This is a genomic window from Massilia aerilata (genome assembly GCF_042656905.1).
Classification (GTDB): Bacteria; Pseudomonadota; Gammaproteobacteria; order Burkholderiales; family Burkholderiaceae_D; genus Telluria; species Telluria aerilata.
In genome coordinates this window covers 69811-93870 of record NZ_JBHSMZ010000026.1, presented here as the reverse complement: position 1 = coordinate 93870, position 24060 = coordinate 69811, and the positions used below count along the sequence as shown (strand labels likewise).

The window sequence follows — 24060 nt, the reverse complement described above, 5'->3', positions numbered from 1 at the left end:
ATATATTATTGTCAATTATGCACGATTAGCTTGTGCCACGCTGCAAGAGCACGATGTCTGTGCCGTTATCAGACACTCAAAACGTCGGCGCACGAATCGTACGTGCACAAATGTTAAAAGCGTGTAATATAATTCCCTTGGGAAACATGTGTTGCGATAAATATATGATCAGGCCACGGCTGTTCCAGAGGGAATCCGAGTGATCGACATTCAAACTTTCATGCTGGCGCTAGGCGTCGGCAATATCGCCTTTGCCCTCCTGATGGCGGGCTATATGCGCGGTGCGGACAACAGTCCCGCCCTCGGCTACTGGATGTGGGGCCGGCTGTCGATCGGTGTTGCCCAGCTCTGCTGGTGGGCCGCCCCGCAGTTCGAGCTGCGCCTGGTCGAAGCAGTGTCCGCCTGCGCCTGGCTGGGCGGGGTTGCGCTGGAAGTGGGCGCCAATTGCCTGTTCTTCGGTTTTGCGCGCTGGCGCAAGTCGCTGTACCTGTTCACCTTGCCCGGCTGGGTGGCGGTCTGCTATGCGGTGGCCACCGGCGCCTCGCGGCTGCAGCTGACGGAACTGATCTCCTTCATCATCGCCCTGTACGTGTTCGGCGCGGCCGTGGTGCTGCTGCGTCCGCGCAAGGCGCCGCTGCTGCAGCGGCTTATCGGCGTCAACAACATCCTGTTCGCGCTGGCGATCTGGACCTGGCTGGGCTTCGAAGGCGGCAGCCCCGGCAGCAGTACGGCGCCGGTGATCGGCCTGGCCTACCTGGCCAGCTACCTCCTGATGATCGTGAACGGCTTCGGCTTCCTGTTGCTGTGCAAGCAGAAGGACGACAAGCTGATGCGCCGCCTGGCGACCGTCGACGGGCTCACCGGCATGCTGAACCGCCGCGCCTTCTTCGAGCGTGCCGATGGTGCGCGCCAGCTGGCGCTGCGCCTGCGCAAGCCGATCGCCTTGCTGATGCTCGACATCGACCACTTCAAGCAGCTCAACGACAGTTACGGCCACGCCAGCGGCGACGAAGCGCTGAAGGTATTCGCGGACACGGCGCGCGGCGTGCTGCGCGAGCATGACCTGATCGGGCGTCTGGGCGGCGAGGAGTTCGCGCTGGTCCTGCCCGCCACACGCCTCGAGGGCGCGCTCGAAGCAGCCGAGCGCTTGCGCCTTGCCGTGCTTGACGTGCCGGTATTCGGCGGCGCGCCGGGTTACCGCATGACGGTCAGCATCGGCGCGGTGACGATCGAGGCCGGCGAGGCGCTGACGGCGGCGCTGGCGCGTGCCGACCACGCGCTGTATGCGGCCAAGACGAGCGGGCGCAATCGCGTCGAAGTGGGCCAGCCGATGCTCAAACGCGCCTGAGCCGGCGTTTGGAACGCCGGAACGAAAAAAGGGCTCCGACAGTAGCACCAAAACCTGCGCAAATCTAACCATGCCTTGAGACAACCGGTCACGCCGTCTGGGCGACACGCGGCAGCTTGTTGCCGGAACATCATGTGCCCGCCGTCTTACTCGTCGCCCGCCATCATGGTGCGGCAAAAGTGTCCACCATGGTGTGCGCAGAAGTTCCGGATAGAGATGTGCAGGGAGTCATGGTCTTCGCCGCTGGGTGGCCTTACGATCACCATAGAATGATGAACGGAGCGGCCAGGCTGCCGAGACTCGTCCATGCTGATTGCCCATAAGATCACGCTCGATCCAAACAACATGCAGGCGACCTACCTGGCGCGAGCGGCGGGTACTGCTCGCTTTGCCTATAACTGGGCGCTGAGCGAATGGCAGCGCCAGTACGCGGCGCACCAGGCCGATCCGTCTCAACCCCGGCCTTCGCAATTGTCATCGCGGCGCCAACTCAAGGCCATCAAGCGCACAAGGTTTTCGTGGATGATCGAGGTAACGAAGAACGCACCGCAGATGGCCGCCAGGCGTTTCACGCCCGGCTCCAGTTGGGCGACCCCTTCAAGAATTTTTTTGCTCACCGCGCGCGTTATCCCACGTTTCGCAAGAAAGGCCAGGACGATCGCTTTAGTTTGAGCAACGACCAGTTCCGCGTCGAAGACAAGCGCATCCACATTCCGAAGCTGGGGTGGGTGAGATGCGCGAACGGCTGCGTTTTTCTGGCCACATCGTCGCGGCCACGGTGTCGCGCAGGGCCAGCCGCTGGTATGCCAGCATTACCGTCGATACGCCGGATCCCCCCTTGCCGCCAGCCGAAACCCAAGGCGCGGTGCCGAGGTGGTCGTGGCCGAGCGGTGGTACCCGAGCAGCAAGACCTGCTCCTGCTGCGGATACAAGCTGGAGACATTGGCGCTGGACATGCGGGAGAACGGTCCGACGAGTCGGACCCTTCCTCTTGATGCTGGCGGAGCGGATGGGGCTCGCCCACGTCCTGCGGGCCGGGAAATCGCTTGCAAGCGATTTCCTTCGAGCCCGAAACTTTCGTACCTTCCTGCGGAAGGTACCCCGCAGGGAAGACCCGCCTGTACCTGAAAAGACAAAAGGCCCGACAAGTCGGACCTTTTCTCTTTAATCTGGCGGAGCGGACGGGGCTCGAACCCGCGACCCCCGGCGTGACAGGCCGGTATTCTAACCAACTGAACTACCGCTCCGTTTTTACTGATCTTTTCTTCGCTGTCGACATCATCGGAAGATCTGGTGGGCGCTGAGAGGCTCGAACTCCCGACCTAATCCTTGTAAGGGATCCGCTCTACCAACTGAGCTAAGCGCCCGCAAACCGCTTCGGTGATGTCTTCGACGTTTGTCACCACGTCCGAAGAGGCCCGAATCATAGCGTATCCCTTCTGGCGCACGCAAGGGCTTTACGGAAAAAAAATGTTGTATGCCTGCCCATGCTGCGCGCGTATTCCTTGCATAAGCTTATACACATGTTCGACAATTGCGCCTTTACCAACCTGGCAACATGAAGACATCGATAACGATGCGAATGGAGACATACGCCATTTTTACCCTTCCTAGGAAATCGCAATGACCAAGATGTCCAAGATGCACAAGCGCGTTATCGCCGCCCATGGCGCGATGCTGGCGCTGTCAGCCTTGTCCGCCGCGCCGGCCATGGCCCAAGCTACATCGACCAACGAGCTGCAGACCGTCACCGTGACGGCGCAGCGCCGCACCGAAAATATCAAGGAGGTGCCGGTCTCGGTCAGCGCCGTGAAGGGTGAAAAACTCGACGTCATCGTCTCCGGCGGTGAAGACATCCGCGTGCTGGCCGGCAAAGTGCCGAGCCTGAACATCGAATCGTCGAACGGCCGCACCTTCCCGCGCTTCTACATCCGCGGCTACGGCAACACCGACTTCTCGCTGTTCGCCTCGCAGCCGGTGTCGCTGATCTATGACGACATCGTCCAGGAAAACCCGATCCTGAAAGGCTTCCCGATCTTCGACGTCGCCGGCGTCGAAGTGCTGCGCGGCCCGCAGGGCACCCTGTTCGGCCGCAACACCCCGGCCGGCGTGGTCAAGCTCGAATCCGAAAAGCCGAACCTCAAAAAGGTCGAGGGCTACTACAACGCCTCCTGGGGCAGCCACAACACCGTGAACCTGGAAGGCGCCGTCAACGTGCCGCTGTCGGACAAGTGGGCGATGCGCGTCTCGACCCTGCGCCAGCACCGCGACGACTTCGTCAACAACTACAGCGACCTGGCCAAGACCAACAAGACCGGCGAACTGGACGGCTACAACGAACACGCCGAACGCGTGCAGTTCCTGTACACCCCGGACAGCACCTTCAGCGCGCTGTTCAACGTGCACCAGCGCACCACCTCCGGCAGCGCCCGCCTGTTCCGCGCCAACCTGATCAAGAAGGGCACGAACGACATCGCCGACGGTTACGACCTGAACAGCATCGTTACCAACGCCCAGAACTTCCAGGACCTCAAGACCCAGGGCGCCAACTTGCGCCTGAGCTGGGACCTGGGTCCTGTGAAACTGTATTCGATCACCGGCTACGAAAGCGTGGATCACTACAACAGCCGCGGCGACATCGACGGCGGCATCATCGGCGGCCCGGGCGTGGTGCCCTTCCAGGTGCAGACCGCCAGCCGCCTGACCGACCTGAGCCAGTACTCGCAGGAATTCCGTGTCGAATCGAAGAACACCGGCCCGCTGAACTGGCAGGCCGGCCTGTACTACTTCGACGAAGACGCGACCGGCGGCAGCGACAACTTCGACAGCGTGACCCAGGCGCAAACCTCGCGCGTGATCTCGAACCAGAAGAACAAGGCCTGGGCCGCCTTCGGTTCCGTGACCTATGCCGTCAACGACGCCTTCACCCTGCGCGGCGGCCTGCGCTACACCGACGACAAGAAGGACTTCGCCACGCTGGAACACACCAACGTGACCCTGATCGGCCCGGCCGGCATCAGCGAAAGCAAGAGCAAGGTCAACTGGGACCTGTCGGGTACCTACAAGCTGGACCGTAACATCAACCTGTACGCCCGCATGGCGACCGGCTTCCGCGCCCCGAGTATCGCCGCCGCGTCGGCCTCGGTGCCGGTGACCGTGGCCGACGCCGAGACCGTCACCTCGATCGAAGGCGGCATCAAGGCCGACCTGTTCGAGCGCCGCGCCCGCCTGAACTTCTCGCTGTACGATTTCGAGGTGAAGAACCAGCAGCTGACCGTGGTCGGCGGCAATTCGAACGTCACCAAGCTGATCAACGCGGCCAAGACCAAGGCCCAGGGCGCCGAGTTCGACGTCGAAGGCATCGTCAGCCCGTCGCTGCGCGTGACCGCCGGCGCCAGCTACAACTTCACGGAAATCCGCGACCCCAGCCTGTCGGTCAACAAGTGCGCCCAGTGCACCATCACCGACCCGATCAACGCGGCCGGCCGCGTCGACATCAACGGCAACCCGCTGCCGCAGGCGCCGAAGTGGACCCTCAACGCGACCGCGCGCTACAGCATGCCGGTGGCCGACGGCGAATTCTTCGTCTACACCGACTGGTCCTACCGTACGAAGATCAATTTCTTCCTGTACGAAGCGAAGGAGTTCAGCGGCAAGCCGCTGACCGAAGGCGGCCTGCGCGTCGGCTACAACTGGGCGGGCGGCAAGTATGAAGTGGCCGCTTTCGGCCGCAACATCCTCGACCAGCGCCGCATCACCGGCGCCATCGACTTCAACAACCTGACCGGCTTCACCAACGAGCCGCGTACCTGGGGTGTGCAGTTCAAGGGCAATTTCTAAGCACCAGCCTGGTTCTGTCTGACAAGGAAGGCCGCGAGCAATCGCGGCCTTTTTTATTGCATCAGCGTATGCACGTGAGTGAAGTTTTCTTGGTTATATCTGATATAAATCAAAACGATGTGTTAAATCATATGGCTGACCAAGAATGACGATTCGGTGATTTTGCTGTGTTTTTTAGCAAGATCTTATTTTGCATGGCGCGATTTCGGCCAAATAAAGTAGGTTTTTACTACGTGAAGTGGTTTTTCGTTGTAAAGATACTGAAATCAATTGTGAAATTTCTACACGCCTTCTTCCTTCGCGCTACTCTTCCGTGTCCCGCTTTCAGACGGGAAATCGGTGCTCAGAATTTGCACCGACACAACTAGATCTCAGGCACTGAGTCGTCTTGATGTGCTTGCGGAAAATCAAACTTTTGTGTTTTTCTAATAAAAGGAAGAAACATGAAGTCTCAGAAATCGATGTACCCGGCAGTCTTGAAACTGTGCGCAGCGGCCGTCATCGGCCTCGGCGCCAGCGCTGTTCACGCAGGCTCCGTCAACGCATCCGCCGCGCAGGGTGCGAGCATCAGCGACCAGACCGACCGCCTGATCGTCAAGTACAAGGATGAAGCCGCACCGGATGCCAAGAGCAACGCCAAGGGCCTGACCCGCGCCGCTGCCTCTTCGCCGATCATCGCAGCGCGCCTGGCGACCCTGAACACCGTCGGCCGCAAGCTCGGCCTGACGATGAAGGAACTGCACACGATCGGTACCGGCGCCCGCGTGGTCCAGCTGAACCGCAAGGTGTCGGTGGCCGAGGCCGCGCAAGTGGCCGCAGACCTGGCCGCCAGCGATGCTTCGGTGGAGTACGCCGAGCCGGACCGCATCATGAAGCCGATGTTCACGCCGAACGATCCGATGTTCAGCCAGCAGTGGGATTACACCGATACCGTCGGCGGCATGCGCCTGCCGGCGGCCTGGGACAAGTCGACCGGCACCGGCATCCGCGTGGCCGTGATCGACACCGGCTACCGTCCGCACGTCGATCTGCAGGGCCAGATCCTGGCCGGCTATGACTTCATCGCCGACACCACGATTTCGAACGACGGCAATGGCCGCGACAGCGACGCCAGCGATCCGGGCGACTGGACCGCGGCGGGCCAGTGCGGCACCGGCCAGGCCGCCACCAACTCGAGCTGGCACGGCACCCACGTGGCCGGCACCATCGCCGCGCTCACCAACAACGGCATCGGCGTGGCGGGCGTCGCCTACGGCGCCAAGGTCGTGCCTGTGCGCGTGCTGGGCCAGTGCGGCGGCTATACCTCCGACATCGCCGACGGTATCGTCTGGGCATCCGGCGGCACCGTCTCGGGCGTGACCAACATCGCTGCCCGCGCACAGGTCATCAACATGTCGCTGGGCGGCGGCGGCGCCTGCGACACCACGACCCAGACCGCCATCAACGGCGCCCGCTCGCGCGGCACCGTGGTCGTGGTCGCAGCCGGTAACGAAGCGCAGAACGCGAGCAACAGCAGCCCGGCCAACTGCTCGGGCGTGATCGCCGTGGCAGCCACCAACAAGTCGGGCGGCCGCGCGTCGTACTCGAACTACGGCACCATCGTCGACGTCGCAGCACCTGGCGGCGATACCGGTGCGGCAATCATGTCGACCCTGAACGCCGGCACCAAGGCGCCGGGCGCCGACAGCTACGCCGGCTACATGGGCACCTCGATGGCCACCCCGCACGTGGCCGGCGTGGTCGCGCTGATGCTGGCGAAGAACCCGGCCCTGACCCCGGACGACGTCGAAGCCCGCCTGAAGTCCAGCGCACGCGCCTTCCCGGCATCGTGCTCGGGTTGCGGCGCCGGCATCGTCGACGCTTCGGCAGCGGTCGATGCCGCCACCGGCACCGGCGGCGGTACCGGTACCACCATGTCGGAAACCGAGTCGAACAACACGATCTCCACCGGCAACGTGGTCTCGACCTCCGGCACCACGGTCAACGGCAATATGTCGAGCAGCAGCGACACGGACTACTTCAAGGTCACGGTCCCGGCCGGCAAGACCCTGAGCGCGACCCTGACGCCGAACGCGAGCTCGGATTACGACCTGTACATCTACAACAGCGCCGGCACCCAGGTGACTTCCAGCACCAACGGTGCGGGCGCGGTGGATTCGGCAAGCGCCTCGAACACCGGCACCACCGCGGTGACGGCCTACGTACGCGTGGTGTACTACAGCGGCGGCACCGGTTCGACCAGCGGCACCTACACGCTGAAACTCAGCTGGTAATTGTCTGGAAACAGGAAAGCCGAGAAAAGCTGATTGATCTATAAAGGAAATGCTTTGAGGAACTAAATTCCTTTAACAATCAATTACTTATCAAAAATTTTTCTGTGGTGAAAACCCCTAAAGCGGCCCCAAGCGGGCCGCTTTTCGTTAGGCTCCTTGGTTTTACGCACCACAAGGGGTATCCGTGTTGAAAGTGAAAATCTGCGCCGCAGCCCTCGTCGCCTTCGGCTCGCTGGCTGCACATGCCGCGCCGCCGGATGCGGCACCGAGCAAAGCCGTCACCCAGACCGACCGCCTGATCGTCAAGTACAAGGACGCGGTCGACAATTCCAAGGGCGCCGTACCCGAACGCGCCATGTCGGCCGCGCGCCTGGCTCTGCAGGCCCGCGCCGGCCAGCAGCTCGGCGCCACCATGCGCGCACTGCGCGCTACCGCCACCGGCGCCAACGTGCTGCAGCTGAGCCGCACCATGTCGCTGGACGAAGCCCGCGCCCTGGCCGCCGAGCTGATGGCGCGCGATCCGGACGTCGCATACGCCGAGCCGGACCGCATCATGGTCCCGCTGTTCACCCCGAACGACCCGATGTACACCCAGCAGTGGCACTACTTCGACGCCAAGGGCGGCCTGAACCTGCCCGCCGCCTGGGACAAGTCGACCGGCGCCGGCATCAACGTGGCCGTGATCGATACCGGCTACCGTCCGCACGCGGACCTGTCGGGCCAGATCCTGCCGGGCTACGACTTCATCACCAGCGCCGCCATCGCCGCCGACGGCAATGGCCGCGACAGCGACGCCAGCGACCCGGGCGACAGCACCACCGCCGGCCAGTGCGGCGGCGGCCTGCCGGCCCAGGACGATGCCTCGAGCTGGCACGGCACCCACGTGGCCGGCACCATCGCCGCGAAAACCAACAACGGCGTCGGCGTGGCCGGCGTCGCCTACGGCGCCAAGGTCGTGCCGGTGCGCGTGCTGGGCAAGTGCGGCGGCTATACCTCGGACATCGCCGACGCCATGATCTGGGCGTCCGGCGGCGCGGTCACCGGCGCCCCGGCCAACCCGAACAAGGCGCGCGTGCTGAACCTGTCGCTGGGCGGCAGCGGCGCCTGCGACAACACGACCCAGAACGCGATCAACAGCGCCCGCTCGCGCGGCGCCGTGGTCGTGGTCGCGGCCGGCAATTCGAACGTCAATGCCTCGAACTCGAACCCGGCCAACTGCGCCGGCGTGATCACGGTGGCGGCGGTCGGCCGCAGCGGCGGCAAGGCGTCCTACTCGAACTACGGCGCGAATGTCGACGTCGCGGCGCCGGGCGGCGACAGCGGCGCGGGCATCCTGTCGACCTGGAATGCCGGCGCCAGCACCCCGGCCAGCGACAACTACGGCTACATGATGGGCACCTCGATGGCGACCCCGCACGTGGCCGGCGTGGCCGCCCTGATGCTGGCGAAGAACCCGGCGCTGACACCGGACGAAGTCGAAGCCAAGCTGAAAGCCACCGCGCGCGCCTTCCCGGCGGCTTGCTCGGGCTGCGGCGCCGGCATCGTCGATGCGGCCGCGGCCGTGAACGCGGTGACGGCCACCGTGGCAGTCGTTGCGCCGACCCAGAATGAGCTGGAGTCGAACAATTACATCTCGACCGCCAACGCCGTGACGGCCTCGGGCACTGTGCTCAGCGGCAGCCTGTCGAGCACGACCGACAACGATTATTTCGTGGTCCAGGTACCGGCCGGCAAGACCCTCACCGCCACGCTCACCCAGGGTTCCGCCGCGCTGGATTACGACCTGTATGCCTACAACGCTGCAGGCGCCCAGCTGGCGCTGAGCACCAACGGCGCCGGCGTCAACGATGCGGTGTCGACGGCCAATACGGCGACCACCACCCAGGCGCGTTACATCCGCGTGCGCTACCACGCGGGCGGGGCAGGCAAGTACACGCTGAAGTTCACCTGGTAAACAGGCAGCCGCCAAAGGGAGAGGCGCGTGACGAAAGTTGCGCGCCTTTTTTATTAGCATCTATACTGTACGCAATTACAGTATGAATACCCCGACCCGCAAGATCATCCACTGCGACTGCGACTGTTTCTACGCTTCCGTCGAGATGCGGGATGACCCGTCCCTGCGCGGCCGGCCGCTGGCGGTGGGAGGCCGGCCGGACCAGCGCGGCGTGATCGCCACCTGCAACTACGAGGCGCGCCGCTTCGGCATCCATTCGGCCATGGCCACCGCCCAGGCGATGAAACTGTGCCCGCAACTGCTCCTGATCCCGCCGAACATGGAGAAGTACCGGATCGCATCGCGCCAGATCATGGAGATCTACCAGGACTACACGGCGCTGGTCGAGCCGCTGTCGCTGGACGAGGCTTACCTGGACGTGACGGACTCGCCGCATTGCAAGGGCAGCGCGACCCTGATCGCGCAGGAGATTCGGCGGCGCATCTTCGAGACCGTCGGCATCACGGCCTCGGCGGGCGTGGCGCCGAGCAAGTTCGTGGCCAAGATTGCCAGCGACTGGAACAAGCCCGACGGCCTGTTCCTGGTGCGGCCGGAAGAGGTCGATGCCTTCGTGGCCGCGCTGCCGGTCAAAAAGCTGCATGGCGTCGGCAAGGTCACGGCAGCCAAGATGAAAAGCCTGGGCGTGGACACCTGCGCCGACCTGCGGACCTGGAACATGGCGAAGCTGCAGGAACACTTCGGTTCCTTCGGCGCCCGCCTGCACGACCTGTGCCGCGGCATCGACGACCGCGAAGTCAATCCGGTGCGTGAAAGGAAGTCGATCAGCACCGAGGAAACCTATACGCCCGACGTGCCGGACCTGCCCGCCTGCCTGGCGCTGCTGCCGGAACTGATGGAACACCTGCAGGGCCGGATCAAGCGCAACAATGCCGAAAAATTCATCAACAAGTTGTTCGTCAAACTAAAATTCAACGACTTCCAGCAGACCACGGTCGAGTGCGTCGGCTACGCGCCCAACCTGGCGATCTACACGCACCTGATGGAAAATGGCTGGCTGCGCGCCGGCCGCCCGGTGCGCCTGCTGGGCGTCGGCGTGCGGCTGGGCGACACGGAACAGGTTGAGCAGCTCAGCTTGTTTGACGAACGTGCAACACATTAAAAAAGCCTACCCTGCTGGCTGAAAATTGCCGGTCAGCAGCGTGTAGAATGTCGTTCCCCCGAACAATAGGTCACCGAAAGCAACGTATGTGGTTCAAGAATCTTCAGATCTACCGTCTGCCCGCACCGTGGGCTTTTACCGCCGAACAAATGGAAGAGGCGCTGCAGTCGCAGGCATTCACGCCGGCCAGCAGCAATGAGCTGCTGCGCCAGGGCTGGGATTCGCCGCGCGGCAACGGCAAGCTGGTCCACGAAGTCAACAAGCAGATGCTGATGATGCTGGGCACGGAAAAGAAACTGCTGCCGGGCTCGGTCATTACGCAAGTCGCCAAGGCGCGCGCGGCCGAGCTGGAAGAGCAGCAGGGCTTCCCGCCGGGCAAGAAGGCCATGAAGGAACTGAAGGAACGCGTGGCCGACGAGCTGCTGCCGCGCGCCTTCTCGATCCGCAGCAACGTCTGGACCTGGATCGACCCGGTCAACGGCTGGCTGGTGATCGATGCCGCCAGCCCATCGAAAGCCGACGACGTCATCAAGCTGCTGCTGAAGGCCGTCGACAAGCTGCCGCTGGAATCACTGCGCGTGCAGAGCTCGCCGGTGGCCGTCATGACCGGCTGGCTGGAATCGGACGAGGCGCCGTACAACTTCACGATCGACCAGGACACCGAGCTGCGCGCAACCGGCGAGAGCAAGGCCGCGGTGCGCTACGTGAAGCACTCGCTGGACCCGGAAGACATCCGCCGCCACATCGCCGCCGGCAAGCAGTGCACCCGCCTGGCCATGACCTGGAACAGCCGTGTGTCCTTCGTGCTGACCGAGTCGCTGGCGGTCAAGGGCGTCAAGCCGCTGGACGTGATCAAGGAAAACGAAACCATCACCTACAGCGATGACGAGCGTTTCGATAACGACATGATGCTGATGACCGGCGAGCTGTCGAAGATGATGGCGGACCTGGTCGAGGCGCTTGGCGGCGAAGCCAAGGCCTGAACACCAGCCAGCGTCGTCCCCGCGCAGGCGGGGACCCAAGTTCGTTCGCGGTGCGCTAGCTCCCGCTACCTGCCACTTCGTCCGACGTGGCGGGCTCTTCCGGTTTCTCCGCACTCGCCGGACTCACCGCGCCATGCTGGAACACGCCGGCGGTCTTGTTCTTGGTGACGTTATCCCACGTAAAAATAGTGCCGTTCATGGCCACGTAGACGCCCGGTGGCAGGGTCTGCGCCACGCCGCAGGCAAAGCCGAAGTTGAACAGCGCATCCGAGTTGGCGATCTCGTAGGGAATCATGGCGCCGGTGAAGACGATGGTCTTGTCCTTGACCACCGGGCCCAGTACCTCGGCGGTTTCGCGCATGGTGTCGGTGCCGTGCACGATCACGATCGCCTTCTCGCTGGCGGCCTGGCAGGCGGCCAGGACTTTCTGCCGGTCGGCGTCCTGCATGTCGAGCGAGTCGAGCAGGGAAACGACCTCGAGCGCGGCTGAAATGGTGATGCGCGAACGCTTGATAACGTCAGGCAAATGGCTGTCCGCAAAGCCCAAAACACCGTTGAGTTCGTTGTAGTGTTTGTCGAAGGTGCCGCCGGTGGCAATGATCCGCAAAGTCATGATAATGGTTTGGAAACGCAGAAAAATAAGGTGCTAATGATAGCCCTAAATGGGTGTGTATCCACATGTGACTGCGCTAGAATCGTCCGGATCGGATGAGTACACTGATCACATGAAACCCGTCGCTCCAGGCACTGTCATCTTTCATCGCCATCGCGGTTATGGCGTCATCGTCCACGTCAATCTCTTGACTGGATGGATCTCCGCGCGCTTCGGCAACGAAGCGCGTACCCTCGACCTTAACCTTTCCACCGACGAAGTCCAGCACGCCGACGGCGAAGCCATCCTGTTCCGCCGCTCGCCGCCGGACCGCATGCCGCACGCGCGCCTGATGGCGATGGTGCGCGAGCTGCACAAGGCCGGCTACGAAAAACTCTACCTGCATTCCTGGCCGAAACCTTCCGGCCTGCACTGGCGCTGGCATCTGTTCACCGGCCAGCGCGACTGGATGCAACGGCCCTGGCGCGAAGGCTGGTACGGCTCGGGCGCCGACTACAACGGCAACCCGGTGATGGGATGGGGCGATGCGCCCGGCGCCAGCACGGACGAACTGATCCACGCGCTGGCCAGGTTCGATCCAGAAGGCCTGGCGCGCGCGCTCGGCCGCGACGAAGACCATACCGCCTGGTTCGCCGGCGTCTGCGATGCTTTACTGCCGGGCTACATGTACAGTTTCGACATGGCGCCGCAGCCCAAGGGCAGCGCCCTGGTCGAGATGCCGCCGGTGCCCGTGGTGCCGGTGCGCGCCGGCCTGCCCGCGTATGCCGGGCCCGTCATTGAATGGCCGCCGGGCTGGGCAGGCTTGTGGACGCGCCGGCATGCCATGCCGGCTGCGAAGCCCAACTTCACAGGCGAACCTGAACTGCGTTGAACGTGGGCTCCCTGTGCCCACGCGGACACCTACGTTCAAATCGTCAACGCTTCCGGATTCAGAATGTTGGTCGGCTTGCCGTTGGCGAAATTCACCACGTTCTCGAACGCGACGCGGAAATACAGCTCGTAACTGTCCTTCTCCACATAGCCCAGGTGGGGCGTCGCCAGCACGGTCGGGATCTTCAATAGCGGGGATTCCGCCGGCAGCGGCTCGCTGGTGAACACGTCCAGCGCCGCGTAGCCTGGCCGCCCGCGGTGCAGGGCTTCTTCCAGGGCATTTTCCGCCACCAGCTCGGCCCGGCTGGTATTCACGAACAGCGCGTCGCGCCGCATCCGCGCCAGGTCATCCGCGGTGACGATGCCGCGCGTGGCATCGTTCAGGCGCAAGTGCAGGCTCAGCACGTCGGCCTGTTCGAAGAAGGCCTCGCGCGAGGGCGCCGCCTGGTAGCCGTCGGCCACCGCCGCCGCGCGGCTGGCCTCGCTGCCCCACACCAGCACCTGCATCCCGAAGGCCTTGCCGTAGCCGGCCACCATGCGGCCGATCTTGCCGTAGCCCCAGATCGCCAGCTTGCGTCCCTTCAGTGTGCGGCCCAGGCCGTTCAGTTCAGGATTGATCGAGGCCGTCTGCCACAAGCCCTGCTTCAGGTTGTTGGCGTAGGGGACGATCTTGCGGCTGGCTGCCATGATCAGCGCCCAGGTCAGCTCGGCCGGCGCGACCGGCGAACCGATGCCTTCCGCAATCGCCACGCCGTGCCCGGTCGCGGCGGCGACGTCGACGTGGCCGGCCAGCTTGCCGGTCTGCGAAATCAGCTTCAGGTTCGGCAGCTTGGCCAGCAGGGCGCGCGGGAAGGCGGTGCGCTCGCGGATCAGGACCAGGGCGTCGAACTGGGCCAGGCGGATCGCCAGTTGGCCGAGTCCTCGGGTCGAATTCGTGAACACTTTGACCTCATGGCCGTCCAACAATTGAAAGCAATCCAGCTGGCGCACGGCGTCCTGGAAATCGTCAAGGATGGCTATTTTCATAAGAGTTTTCGTAAATTTCGTACGGGTAAGTAATGAAATAACGCGGATTCAAAAGATGGGGAATAACCTACTACATTAGTCAACAAAATTTCCTACATTTTTGTTGTGAAAGCATTTGAAACGCATTTTTTCAGGTGTAGAATCGACCAGAAATAAAGGCGGGCGATGTCTGATTGACATCTTTTGACACCGCAGCAATACGTTACGCCGGCGCCGAACCATTGCCAAATGGATTCTTGAGCGCGTGCCCGATACCGGGACTTGTGACACCAGGACGGAACCTCGAACAACCGTTGCCAGCCGCGGCTCTGCGACGCGAAGCCGGCTTTTCGAGGCCAAAGAATTCTTAATTGGCATTGGAGGTACTCATGAACCAGCCCGTCATGGGCGGCGTCGCCGCACTGAAGGTCCCAGCTTACATCAAGCACGACAAACTCATCCATTGGGTGGCCGATATCGCGGCCCTGACCAAGCCCGACGCCATCTACTGGTGCGATGGCTCGCAGGAAGAGTACGACCGCCTGTGCGCGCTGATGGTCGAAGCCGGCACGATGAAGCGCCTGAACCCCGAGAAGCGCCCGAATTCCTACCTGGCCTGCTCGGACCCGAGCGACGTGGCCCGCGTGGAAGACCGCACCTTCATCTGCTCGGCAACGAAAGAGCAGGCCGGTCCGACCAACAACTGGACCGACCCGCAAGAGATGCGCCAGACCCTGAACGGCCTGTTCGACGGCTGCATGGCCGGCCGCACCATGTACGTGGTGCCGTTCTCGATGGGCCCGCTGGGCTCGCCGATCGCTCACATCGGCGTCGAACTGTCCGACTCGCCTTACGTGGCCGTCAACATGCGCATCATGACCCGCATGGGCAAGGCCGTGTACGACGTGCTGGGCGAGCAGGGCGAGTTCGTGCCTTGCGTGCACAGCGTCGGCATGCCGCTGCAGGCCGGCCAGCAGGACGTGCGCTGGCCGTGCAACGCCACCAAGTACATCGTCCACTATCCGGAAACTCGCGAGATCTGGTCCTTCGGCTCGGGCTACGGCGGCAATGCGCTGCTGGGCAAGAAGTGCTTCGCGCTGCGCATTGCCTCGAACATGGGTTACCAGGAAGCGCAAGCCGGCGGCACCGGCTGGCTGGCCGAGCACATGCTGATCCTGGGCGTGGAATCGCCGCAAGGCGACAAGAAATACGTGGCCGCCGCCTTCCCCTCGGCCTGCGGCAAGACCAACTTCGCGATGCTGATCCCGCCCGCCGGCTTCGAAGGCTGGAAGGTCACCACCATCGGCGACGACATCGCCTGGATCAAGCCCGGCTCGGACGGCAAGCTGGTCGCGATCAACCCGGAAGCCGGCTACTTCGGCGTGGCCCCGGGCACCAACGACAAGACCAACCCCAATTGCATGGCCTCGCTGCGCGAGAACGTCATCTTCACCAACGTCGCGCTGACCGACGACGGCGACGTCTGGTGGGAAGGCATGACGAAAGAGGCGCCGGCGCACCTGATCGACTGGCAGGGCAAGGACTGGACCCCGGCCTCGGGCACCAAGGCGGCGCATCCGAACGCGCGCTTCACCGTGGCCGCGACCCAGAACCCGGTCATCGACCCGGCCTGGGACGACCCGGCCGGCGTGCCGATCTCGGCCTTCATCTTCGGCGGCCGCCGCTCGACCACCGTGCCGCTGGTGACCGAAGCCCGCAACTGGACCGAAGGCGTCTACATGGCCGCGACCATGGGCTCGGAAACCACCGCCGCCGCCGCCGGCCAGATGGGCATCGTGCGCCGCGACCCGTACGCGATGCTACCCTTCATCGGCTACAACATGAGCGACTACTTCCAGCACTGGCTGGACCTCGGCAAGAAAGTAGCCGCGCAGCCGAAGATCTTCTGCGTCAACTGGTTCCGCACCGATGACGCCGGCAAGTTCGTATGGCCGGGCTACGGCGACAACATGCGCGTGCTGAAGTGGATCCTGGAGCGCACTGAGGGCCAGCAGGGCGGCGTCGAGCACATGTTCGGCACCTCGCCCTCGTACCAGGACCTGAACTGGACCGGCATCGACTTCACCGAACAGCAGTTCCAGCAGATCACCTCGATCGACAAGGACGCCTGGCGCGAAGAACTGAAGCTGCACAGCGAACTGTTCGACAAGCTGGCTTACCGCCTGCCGCAGGAACTGGTGGCGACCAAGCAGGCGCTGGAGCAGCGCCTGGGCGCGTAAGGAGTGACGTGGGCACGGGGTGCCCACCCTACGAGTTACGGTAGGGTGGGCTCTCCGAGCCCACGAGAAGTTTTCAGTGGGGAGACGACGGCCAGGTTCACGCAAACCGGCCGCACAAAAACGGAAAAGGGGACAGGTGAAAGCCTGTCCCCTTTTTTCATCTGAAGCGTGCGCCGTTCAACTCCACTGCATCAAGCAGGGCGGCACCAGCAGCAGCAAGGCCAGCACCAGATAGATCAGCTGCAGCGGCACCATCCACTTGGCCCAGGTCAGCCAGGGCACGCGCGCCAGCGCCAGCACGCCCACCGTGATGCCGGAAGTCGGGATCATCGGCGTGGACAGCTCGCCGAGCTGGAAAGCCAGGATCGCAGTCTGGCGCGTCACGCCTACCAGGTCGGCCAGCGGCGCCATGATCGGCATGGTCAGCGCGGCCTGGCCGGTGCCGGAGTGGATGAAGAAGTTGATCACCGACTGGATCAGGTACATCTTCTGCGCCGCGAACACCGGGTGGCTCGACTGCACCAGCGGCATCAAATCGTGCAGCATGGTGTCGATGATATGGGCGTCGCGGGCGATGATCATGGTCGCGCGTGCGATCGCGATCACCAGCGCCGTCGGCGCCAGGTCCTTCGCGCCCTGCATGAAGGAAGCGACCCAGTTGTCGGGCCCGAGGCGGCCGACCATGCCGACCACGATCGCCATTGTCAGGAACAGGGCCGCGATCTCGTCGATGAACCAGTCGTACTTCACCACGCCGATCACCATCGTGACGAGTGCCAGCGCGAAGATCGCCAGCACCGCCCCGTGGCGGCCCGTCATGCGGTCGGTGGACGACATGGCCACCGGATGCTCCTGGCGCCGGGCCTGGTCCAGCACGAAGGTCGGGCTCAGCGCCGGGTTGCGCTTTACACGCGCCGCATACCACATCAGGAACAGGACCGTGACCAGGGTCGCCGCGGCCCACACGATCAATCGATAACCCATCCCCGAGAACACCGGCACGCCGGCGATGCCCTGGGCGATGCCGACGTTGAAGGGATTCAGGAAGGCCGCGCCGAAACCGGCCTGCGAGCCGAGGAAGGGGATGGCCACGCCGGTGATCGTGTCGTAGCCGAGCGCCAGCGCCAGCGGCACGAAGATCAGGACGAAGGGAATCGCCTCCTCGTTCATGCCGAAGGTGGCGCCGCCCAGCGAAAACAGGGTCACGAAGATCGGGATGAGGGTCGCGCGCACCAGCGCCGAGTGCTCGTGCGCGCGCGCGATCGAGCGGATCGCGGTGTCGATCGCCTCGGTCTTCTGCACCACCGCGAAGGCGCCGCCGACGATCAGCACGAAGGCGATGATCTGCGCCGCTTCGACGAAGCCCTTGATCGGCGCCTTCATCAGCGCCACCAGTCCCTGCGGGCTGCTCGCCACGTAATGGAAGGTGTTCGGGTCGACCAGCTGCTTGCCGTTGACGAGGTGGGTTTCGTACTTCCCGCCGGGGACGAACCAGGTCGCCAGCGCGATCAGCGCGAGGATCGAAAACAGCAGCACGAAGGTATTGGGCATTCGCAGGCGCATGCTCTTTGCTTTCTTATTGACTCAACAGGGAACCGGAACGGAAGGGCGTATCGCCCGCGATTTTACAGATGTGCATGCCGCGCAGCAGGTGGCGGTGGGAGGTAGAGGCGAACAGCAGGCCGCCGCGGCTGGCGCGCACGGTGGCGGTGACGCCGGTGACCGGGTTGACGATGTCGGCGACGGCCTCGCCGGCGGCGACCCGCTCGCCGAGCTTCTTCAGGAACACCAGCACGCCCGACTGCGGTGCGTGCAGCGGCTCGACGCCCTCCAGGGGTGTCGCTTCGCACAGGGGCGCGGGCAGGGGCGCCTGCGGGATGTCGAGCAGGCCCTCGCGCGCCAGGTAGTGCAGCAGCGCCTGCGCATCCTGCTCGGCGACATCGTAGCGCACGTCCATCTCGCCGCGCAGCTCCACCGTGATGGCGGCGCAGGCCGGCGGAATCGGCGTTTGCGGGCCGAAGTGGGCGGCGAGGTCCCACCACAGGCGGCTGCAGGCTTCGTCGAAGGGTTCGCCGCCCGACGCATCCGACAGCAGCAGGGCGCGCGCGCCGAGCAAGGCCGCCAGCGGCGCCACCTGGCCGGCCAGCGCGGTGCCGGTGTAGACGTGCAGCAGGGCTTCGTTATCGCAGTGCAGGTCGAGCACGATGTCGGCGTCGATCGCCATGCCCAGCAGGGTTTTCTTCAAAACGGCGGTCGGGTCGAGCGGTTCCCAGCGTTCGACGGCGGCGCGCGCCTCGCTGCGGATCATGGCGACGTTGGCCGCCGCATCCGCACCCAGGCGCCCGGCCAGGGTGGCCTTCAATTCCTCGGCCACGTGACGGAAGGCGCGGTTGAAATTCAGGCCGCTGCCGAAGTCGAAGCGGCCGAAGGGCATGCCCTGCATGACCTGCGACAGGCCGATGGGATTCGCGGCCGGGACCAGCACGATCTCGCCGCGCACGCGGCCATCAAGATCCAGCCGCTCCAGTTCGCGCCGCAGGAAGTGCGCCACCAGCATCGCCGGCACCTCGTCCGCATGCAATGCGGCCTGGATATAAGCCTTCTTGCCGCTGCCGGCGCTGCCGTAGTGCCAGGAAGCGAGCTGGTAGGAAGCGACGCCTGGCTCGGTCGCGAGCGCGTGTTCGTATGCATGCATATGCGGGTCTCCTGGCCGGTTCGGCGTGCCCGGCCGATTATGTATGAATTTTTACACAAGGTAAATCGATGAAGGATTATTTTCAAAAACATGTTGAGTTCGTGAATACATGTGGTTTACATTTTGAAATGTTTATTCATTGACATCCAGCTTCGATGACACCAAACGTTCCGTCCAGCGCTTCGCCCGACATTGGTTTTGCCGAGTCTTCGCTCGGCCAGAGCCTGTTGCGGGTACTGGCGGAAGGATCGGCCTCGAACCGCGCGATCGCCGACTACCTGCTGCGCAAGCAGGTGCGGGTGACGGCGCTGGGCATCGGGGAACTGGCCGAAGCCTGCGAGGTATCGACGGCCACCATCAGCCGCTTTGCCCGCGATCTCGGCTTCAAGAATTATGCGGCGATGCGCGGCGCGGTGGCGGAGACCCTGCAGTCGGTGCTGCAGCCGGTCGAAAAGCTGCGCAGCACGATCGCCCGCAAGGCCGCGGCCGCATCGCCGGCACTGGAAAGCCTGAGTTATGCCGAGGCGGGCATCACCGCCACCAGCCGCGCGCTGGACGGCGCCCAGCTCGACCGCATCGGCACGGTGTTCACCAAGGCGCGCACCGTGTACGTGATGGGCTTCGGCCTGTCCTCATTTTTGGCCGGCACGCTCGCCATGCATTTGCAGCCCTTCTGCCAGCACGTGGTCGAAGTGGCCGCCAGCGGCGGCACCGAAGTGGCGGCCAGCCACCTCGCCAACATCACCAGCAAGGATGTGCTGGTCGCGATCTCGCTGCCGCGCTATACGCTGGCGGTGGTGCCGCTCACGCGGTTTGCACGCGACCACGGCGCCACCGTCGTCTCCATCACCGATTCGCCCGCCTCCCCGCTCGCCGAGCTGGGACATCACGTCCTGTATGCGCACAGCGCGCACCCGGTGCTGCCCAGCAGCGGCAGCAGCACCCTGGCCGTGATCGAAGCGCTGGCCGTGTCGCTGATGACTTCCAATAAAGCCAATGTGGCCAAGGCGGCCCGCCATACCGAGGCCATCGCCGCCTACCTGGTTGGCGAACACCAGATTCGTACCGGCAGCATGCAGAAAAAACCCAAAGGGAGAAAAGCATGAAACAACGTATTTTGGCGTCGAGCGTCGCCGCCGCACTGGCACTGATCGCGCAGCAGGCCTGGGCGCAGGCGCAGGAAGAAGGGCAGAAGCTGCACCGCGTGGAGATCACCGGCTCCTCGATCAAGCGCATCGACAGCGAGACGGCCCTGCCGGTGCAGATGATCACCCGCGAGGACATCGAGAAGATGGGTGCCACCACCGCCGCGGAACTGGTCAAGAACATCAGCGCCAACACCGCGCCCATCACGGACGGCCCCAGCATCACGGACGGCACCTCGGGCCAGCGCGGCCTCAACGCGGCCAACATGCGCGGCATCGGCGCGTCGTCCACGCTGGTGCTGCTGAACGGCCGGCGCCTGGCCAACTTCGCGTCTCCCGGCGACAACGCCAGCGTCGACCTGAACAACATCCCGGCCGGCGCGATCCAGCGCGTCGAGGTGCTGAAGGACGGTGCCTCGGCGATCTACGGCACCGATGCGATCGGCGGCGTGATCAACTTCATCACCCGCAAGGACTATACCGGTATCGACCTCTCCGGCTCGCTGGCCGGCACCCAGCACGGCGGCGCCGGCAAGAAGACCGCCAGCATCAGCGCCGGCTACGGCAACCTGGAGTCCGACCGCTTCAACGTGTTCGGCGTGCTCGACGTGCAGCAGCTCGACCGCCTGCGCTCGGGCCAGCGCAGCTTCATCAAGGAGCGCGAGCTGGCGACCACGCTGCCGGCCCAGATGTCGAGCAACACCTTCCCGGCCAACGTCGATATCTCGGGCGCGCAGAGGAATGCGCTGATCGCCGCCGGCCTGCTGCCGGCCGGCAGCACGGTCAGCCGGGTCAACCCGAGTGCGCCGGGCTGCAATCCTCCCGCCACCGTGTACGCGGCCAAGGGCCCGGGCGGCGTGGCCGGCTGCAGCTACGACTACATGGAAGACACCGAGATCTATCCGGACTCGCGCAAGGTCGGCTTCATCGGCCGCGCGACCTTCCAGCTGAACCCGGGCAACCAGCTGTTCGCGGAACTGGTGCAGACCGAGACCAACACCAAATATGTGCTGTCGCCGAACCCGGTCCGCATCCGCAACCTGCCGGTCAGCATCCTGCCGACGGCCTACCGCAACGCGCTCACCGGCCCCGGCCTGCCGACCACCTTCAGCGGCATCCGCTACCGCATGGCCGAAGCGGGCAACCGCAGCAACGAGGTGAAGAGTACCGGCCAGCGCCTGGTGCTGGGCGCCACCGGCACACTGAATGGCTGGGACTACGACGCGGCCCTGTCGCGCGCCGAGAACCGCGCGGTCGACAAGTACGTGAACGGCTACGTGCTGTACGACCAGTTCGACGCCGCGGTGCGCAACGGCACCGTGAATCCCTTCGCGCCTTCGACCAAGGCCGGCACGGACCTGATCAACAGCATCAAGATCAACGACGAGGCGCGCAAGGCCAAGGGCGTGTCGACCTCCCTGGACGGCAAGATGTCGCGCGGCCTGACCGCGCTGGCCGGCGGCGATCTCGCGCTCGCCATCGGCGGCGAACTGCGCCACGAGCACCAGGTGTTCAATCCCTCGGACCTGCTCAATTCGAACAACATCGCCGGCGACCGTGACAGCACCATTCCGGCCGGCCAGCTGCTCGAGGTCGAAACCGCCGACGACACCCGCAAGGTCGCCTCGGTGTTCGCCGAAGTGGTGGCGCCCTTCACCAAGGAGCTGGAGATGCAGTTGGCGGTGCGCTTCGACCACTACAGCGAAGTCGGCAACACCACCAATCCGAAGATCGGCCTGAGTTGGAAGCCGTCTCCGGCCCTGCTGCTGCGCGCCTCGGCCGGCACCGGCTTCCGCGCGCCGTCACTCTCGGACCTGAAGCGCCCGACCATCTTCGGCACCACTGCCGGCATCCTGACCGACCCGCAGTGCGTGGCGCAGGAAGGCAGCATCGACACCTGCACTGACCAGTGGGGCGTGGAGCGCCGCTCGAACCCGAACCTGAAGCCGGAAAAATCGCGCCAGTTCGGCATGGGCGTGGTGTTCGAACCCATCAAGCGCACCAGTCTCGCGCTCGACTACTGGAACATCGAGAAGAAGGACGTGATCAGCACCCTGGGTGAACAGGTCATCATCGAGAACCCGGCCGCCTACAACGGCAAGTACATCACGCGCGACGAGGACGGCTTCATCGAGAACATCCTCCTGATGAAGGAAAACCAGGGCCGCCTGAAGACCTCGGGCATCGACATCGCTGCCGACTGGCGCACCGAACGCGGGGCCTGGGGACGCTTCGGCATCAACCTGTCCGGCACCTGGATCCTGAAGTACGACCGCCAGTTCGGCCCGAACGAGCCCTATCGCAGCAACCTCGGCGTGTTCCTGAACGACCAGGTGATCCAGAAGTGGCGCCACCGCATCAACTTCGAATGGGACAACGGCCCGGTCTCGCTCACGCTGGCGAACCAGTACTCGTCCAGCTACACCGACCAGAACACGACCTACGATCCGTTCACCGACACCCTGCTGGCGCCGAACCACGTGAAGCATTACTCGCTGTGGGACCTGACCGGCAGCTGGGCGATCGGCAAGAACCTCAAGCTGCGCGCCGGCGTCCTGAACCTGCTCGACAAGGATCCGCCGTTCTCGAACCAGGCCTGGTTCTTCCTGGCCGGGTATGATCCAAGCTATACGGACCCGCGTGGCCGCAGTGCCTTCGTGAGTGCGAATTACTCGTTCAAGTGATGGGGTGCTTATGCTGAAGAGATGGGGCCTGGCGCTGGCGCTGGTGCTTGCGGGCGCCGGTGCTTCCGCGGCGCGGGCCGAGACCGGAGCGCCGGACCGGCCGAAAGGCTCGCTGGTCATCATCGGCGGCGGGCTGCGCGCCAACAACGTGGAGGTCTGGCAGAAGATCGTCGAACTGGCAGGCGGCAAGGGGGCGCGCATCGCCGTGTTCCCGACTGCCGCCGGCACGCCGGCGCGGGAAGCCCAGCTCACCGCGGACACCTTGAAACGCTACGGCGCCCAGGCCTTCGTGGTGCCGGTCGCGCCGCGCCTGGCCGGCACCGATGCGCTGAAAGCCGCCGATGATCCGGCCACGGCCAAGGCGGTGCGCGAAGCCGGCGGCGCCTTCTTCACCGGCGGCGACCAGGCCCGCATCACCGGTTCGCTGCGGCGCGCGGACGGTAGCAACACGGCGGTGCTGGACGCGCTGTGGGCGATGTACCGGCGCGGCGGCGTGATCGCCGGCACCAGCGCCGGCGCGGCCATCATGAGCAGCACCATGTTCTACGATCCGCCGCCGGAAGTGCTGCCCATGCTGAAACACGGCATCACGGATGGCAAGGACGTCGCGCCGGGGCTGGGCTTCGTCGGCGAGGACGTCTTCATCGACCAGCACTTCCTGATCCGCGGCCGCTTCGCGCGCATGCTGCCGGTGATGCTGGCCAAGGGCTATACGCTGGGCATCGGCATCGACGAGAACACCGCCGCCGTGGTCGGGCCGACGCGCGACGTGACCATCATCGGCTACCGCGGCGCGCTGGTGCTCGACCTGGCCGGCGCCACGGTCGACAAGGCGCAGCCGAATTTCAATGTGGCGAACGCGCGCATCAGCTACCTGGACAGCGGCGACCGCTTCAACCTGGTCAGCCGCGCCTACTCGCCGGGACCGGACAAGGAGCCCTTGAAAAACATCGACCGCGAACACCGCGAATCGATTTTCACCACCGACATCCTGGGGAACACCTCGGTGGTCAACCTGCTCGAGAAGCTGACCGACAGCGACCAGCAGCGCGCGGTCGGCATCGCCTTCGAAGGCCCCGGCAGCAAGACCCCGGAACGCGGCTTCGAATTCACGTTTACCCGCGTGCCGGACACCCGGGAGTACGCCACCAACCGCGAGGATGCGTATTCGATCTACCGGATCCGGATGGACGTGCGGCCGGTGAAGATGCACCTGCCGCTGTACTCGGCGGACTAGGCGGACTAGTCGCC

General features: G+C 64.4%; 16 protein-coding genes and 2 tRNA genes. 12 read left to right on the top strand and 6 right to left on the bottom strand.

Annotation, left to right across the window (positions count from 1 at the left end):
• The first annotated feature begins 199 nt into the window (after positions 1 to 199).
• Positions 200 to 1348, top strand: a complete 1149-nt coding sequence (locus ACFPO9_RS25645; RefSeq protein ID WP_379776788.1) for a GGDEF domain-containing protein — start codon at positions 200 to 202, stop codon at positions 1346 to 1348.
• Between the two features lie 306 nt (positions 1349 to 1654).
• A complete protein-coding gene (locus ACFPO9_RS25640) occupies positions 1655 to 2020 on the top strand; it encodes a helix-turn-helix domain-containing protein (protein ID WP_379776785.1) in 366 nt (121 codons plus the stop codon).
• Between the two features lie 498 nt (positions 2021 to 2518).
• On the opposite strand, the gene ACFPO9_RS25630 is transcribed toward ACFPO9_RS25640, so the two are convergent.
• Both ACFPO9_RS25630 and ACFPO9_RS25625 read right to left on the bottom strand, forming a co-directional pair.
• Positions 2519 to 2595 (bottom strand) — tRNA-Asp (locus ACFPO9_RS25630).
• 44 nt (positions 2596 to 2639) lie between these two features.
• Positions 2640 to 2715, bottom strand: a tRNA-Val gene (locus tag ACFPO9_RS25625).
• A 256-nt stretch (positions 2716 to 2971) separates the two neighbouring features.
• On the opposite strand from ACFPO9_RS25625, the gene ACFPO9_RS25620 reads away from it, so the two are divergent.
• From ACFPO9_RS25620 to ACFPO9_RS25600, 5 genes are all read left to right on the top strand, one after another.
• Positions 2972 to 5188, top strand: a complete 2217-nt coding sequence (locus ACFPO9_RS25620; protein WP_379776779.1) for a TonB-dependent receptor — start codon at positions 2972 to 2974, stop codon at positions 5186 to 5188.
• Positions 5189 to 5631: 443 nt separating this feature from the next.
• On the top strand, positions 5632 to 7461 hold the full coding sequence (locus ACFPO9_RS25615) for a S8 family peptidase (protein WP_379776776.1): 1830 nt from the start codon (positions 5632 to 5634) through the stop codon (positions 7459 to 7461).
• A 184-nt stretch (positions 7462 to 7645) separates the two neighbouring features.
• A complete protein-coding gene (locus ACFPO9_RS25610; RefSeq protein WP_379776773.1) occupies positions 7646 to 9415 on the top strand; it encodes a S8 family serine peptidase in 1770 nt (589 codons plus the stop codon).
• A gap of 82 nt (positions 9416 to 9497) precedes the next feature.
• The gene (dinB, locus tag ACFPO9_RS25605) at positions 9498 to 10574 is read left to right on the top strand and encodes a DNA polymerase IV (RefSeq protein ID WP_379776770.1); all 1077 of its coding nucleotides are present in this window, start codon (positions 9498 to 9500) and stop codon (positions 10572 to 10574) included.
• An 86-nt stretch (positions 10575 to 10660) separates the two neighbouring features.
• Positions 10661 to 11557 (top strand): recombination-associated protein RdgC, encoded by an 897-nt coding sequence (locus tag ACFPO9_RS25600; RefSeq protein WP_379776768.1) that lies wholly within the window; start codon positions 10661 to 10663, stop codon positions 11555 to 11557.
• Between the two features lie 55 nt (positions 11558 to 11612).
• Here ACFPO9_RS25600 and ACFPO9_RS25595 read toward each other — a convergent pair whose 3' ends face one another.
• Positions 11613 to 12170 (bottom strand): asparaginase domain-containing protein, encoded by a 558-nt coding sequence (locus tag ACFPO9_RS25595; RefSeq protein WP_379776766.1) that lies wholly within the window; start codon positions 12168 to 12170, stop codon positions 11613 to 11615.
• Positions 12171 to 12282: 112 nt separating this feature from the next.
• On the opposite strand from ACFPO9_RS25595, the gene ACFPO9_RS25590 reads away from it, so the two are divergent.
• Positions 12283 to 13041 carry an L-asparaginase gene (locus ACFPO9_RS25590; protein WP_379776763.1) on the top strand — a complete coding sequence of 253 codons (759 nt, stop codon included), beginning with the start codon at positions 12283 to 12285 and terminating at the stop codon, positions 13039 to 13041.
• Between the two features lie 35 nt (positions 13042 to 13076).
• On the opposite strand, the gene ACFPO9_RS25585 is transcribed toward ACFPO9_RS25590, so the two are convergent.
• Positions 13077 to 14066 carry a D-2-hydroxyacid dehydrogenase family protein gene (locus ACFPO9_RS25585; RefSeq protein ID WP_379776760.1) on the bottom strand — a complete coding sequence of 330 codons (990 nt, stop codon included), beginning with the start codon at positions 14064 to 14066 and terminating at the stop codon, positions 13077 to 13079.
• A gap of 368 nt (positions 14067 to 14434) precedes the next feature.
• Between ACFPO9_RS25585 and ACFPO9_RS25580 the strand changes: the two genes are divergently transcribed.
• Positions 14435 to 16285 carry a phosphoenolpyruvate carboxykinase (GTP) gene (locus ACFPO9_RS25580; RefSeq protein WP_379776757.1) on the top strand — a complete coding sequence of 617 codons (1851 nt, stop codon included), beginning with the start codon at positions 14435 to 14437 and terminating at the stop codon, positions 16283 to 16285.
• 177 nt (positions 16286 to 16462) lie between these two features.
• Here the strand turns inward: ACFPO9_RS25580 and ACFPO9_RS25575 are convergent, their stop codons facing one another.
• Complete coding sequence (locus ACFPO9_RS25575) at positions 16463 to 17848, bottom strand: YfcC family protein (RefSeq protein ID WP_379776754.1); 1386 nt, start codon at positions 17846 to 17848, stop codon at positions 16463 to 16465.
• 13 nt (positions 17849 to 17861) lie between these two features.
• Complete coding sequence (locus ACFPO9_RS25570) at positions 17862 to 18980, bottom strand: succinylglutamate desuccinylase/aspartoacylase family protein (RefSeq protein WP_379776752.1); 1119 nt, start codon at positions 18978 to 18980, stop codon at positions 17862 to 17864.
• 155 nt (positions 18981 to 19135) lie between these two features.
• On the opposite strand from ACFPO9_RS25570, the gene ACFPO9_RS25565 reads away from it, so the two are divergent.
• Genes ACFPO9_RS25565 through ACFPO9_RS25555 form a run of 3 tightly spaced genes read left to right on the top strand, consistent with a single transcriptional unit; the run spans position 19136 to position 24046 of the window.
• The gene (locus ACFPO9_RS25565) at positions 19136 to 20086 is read left to right on the top strand and encodes a MurR/RpiR family transcriptional regulator (protein ID WP_379776750.1); all 951 of its coding nucleotides are present in this window, start codon (positions 19136 to 19138) and stop codon (positions 20084 to 20086) included.
• Positions 20083 to 22809 carry a TonB-dependent receptor gene (locus tag ACFPO9_RS25560; RefSeq protein WP_379776747.1) on the top strand — a complete coding sequence of 909 codons (2727 nt, stop codon included), beginning with the start codon at positions 20083 to 20085 and terminating at the stop codon, positions 22807 to 22809. The genes ACFPO9_RS25565 and ACFPO9_RS25560 overlap by 4 nt, the downstream gene beginning before the upstream one ends.
• A gap of 10 nt (positions 22810 to 22819) precedes the next feature.
• Positions 22820 to 24046: a cyanophycinase gene (locus ACFPO9_RS25555; protein ID WP_379776745.1), complete on the top strand. Its 1227-nt coding sequence runs from the start codon at positions 22820 to 22822 to the stop codon at positions 24044 to 24046.
• Positions 24047 to 24060: the final 14 nt, after the last annotated feature.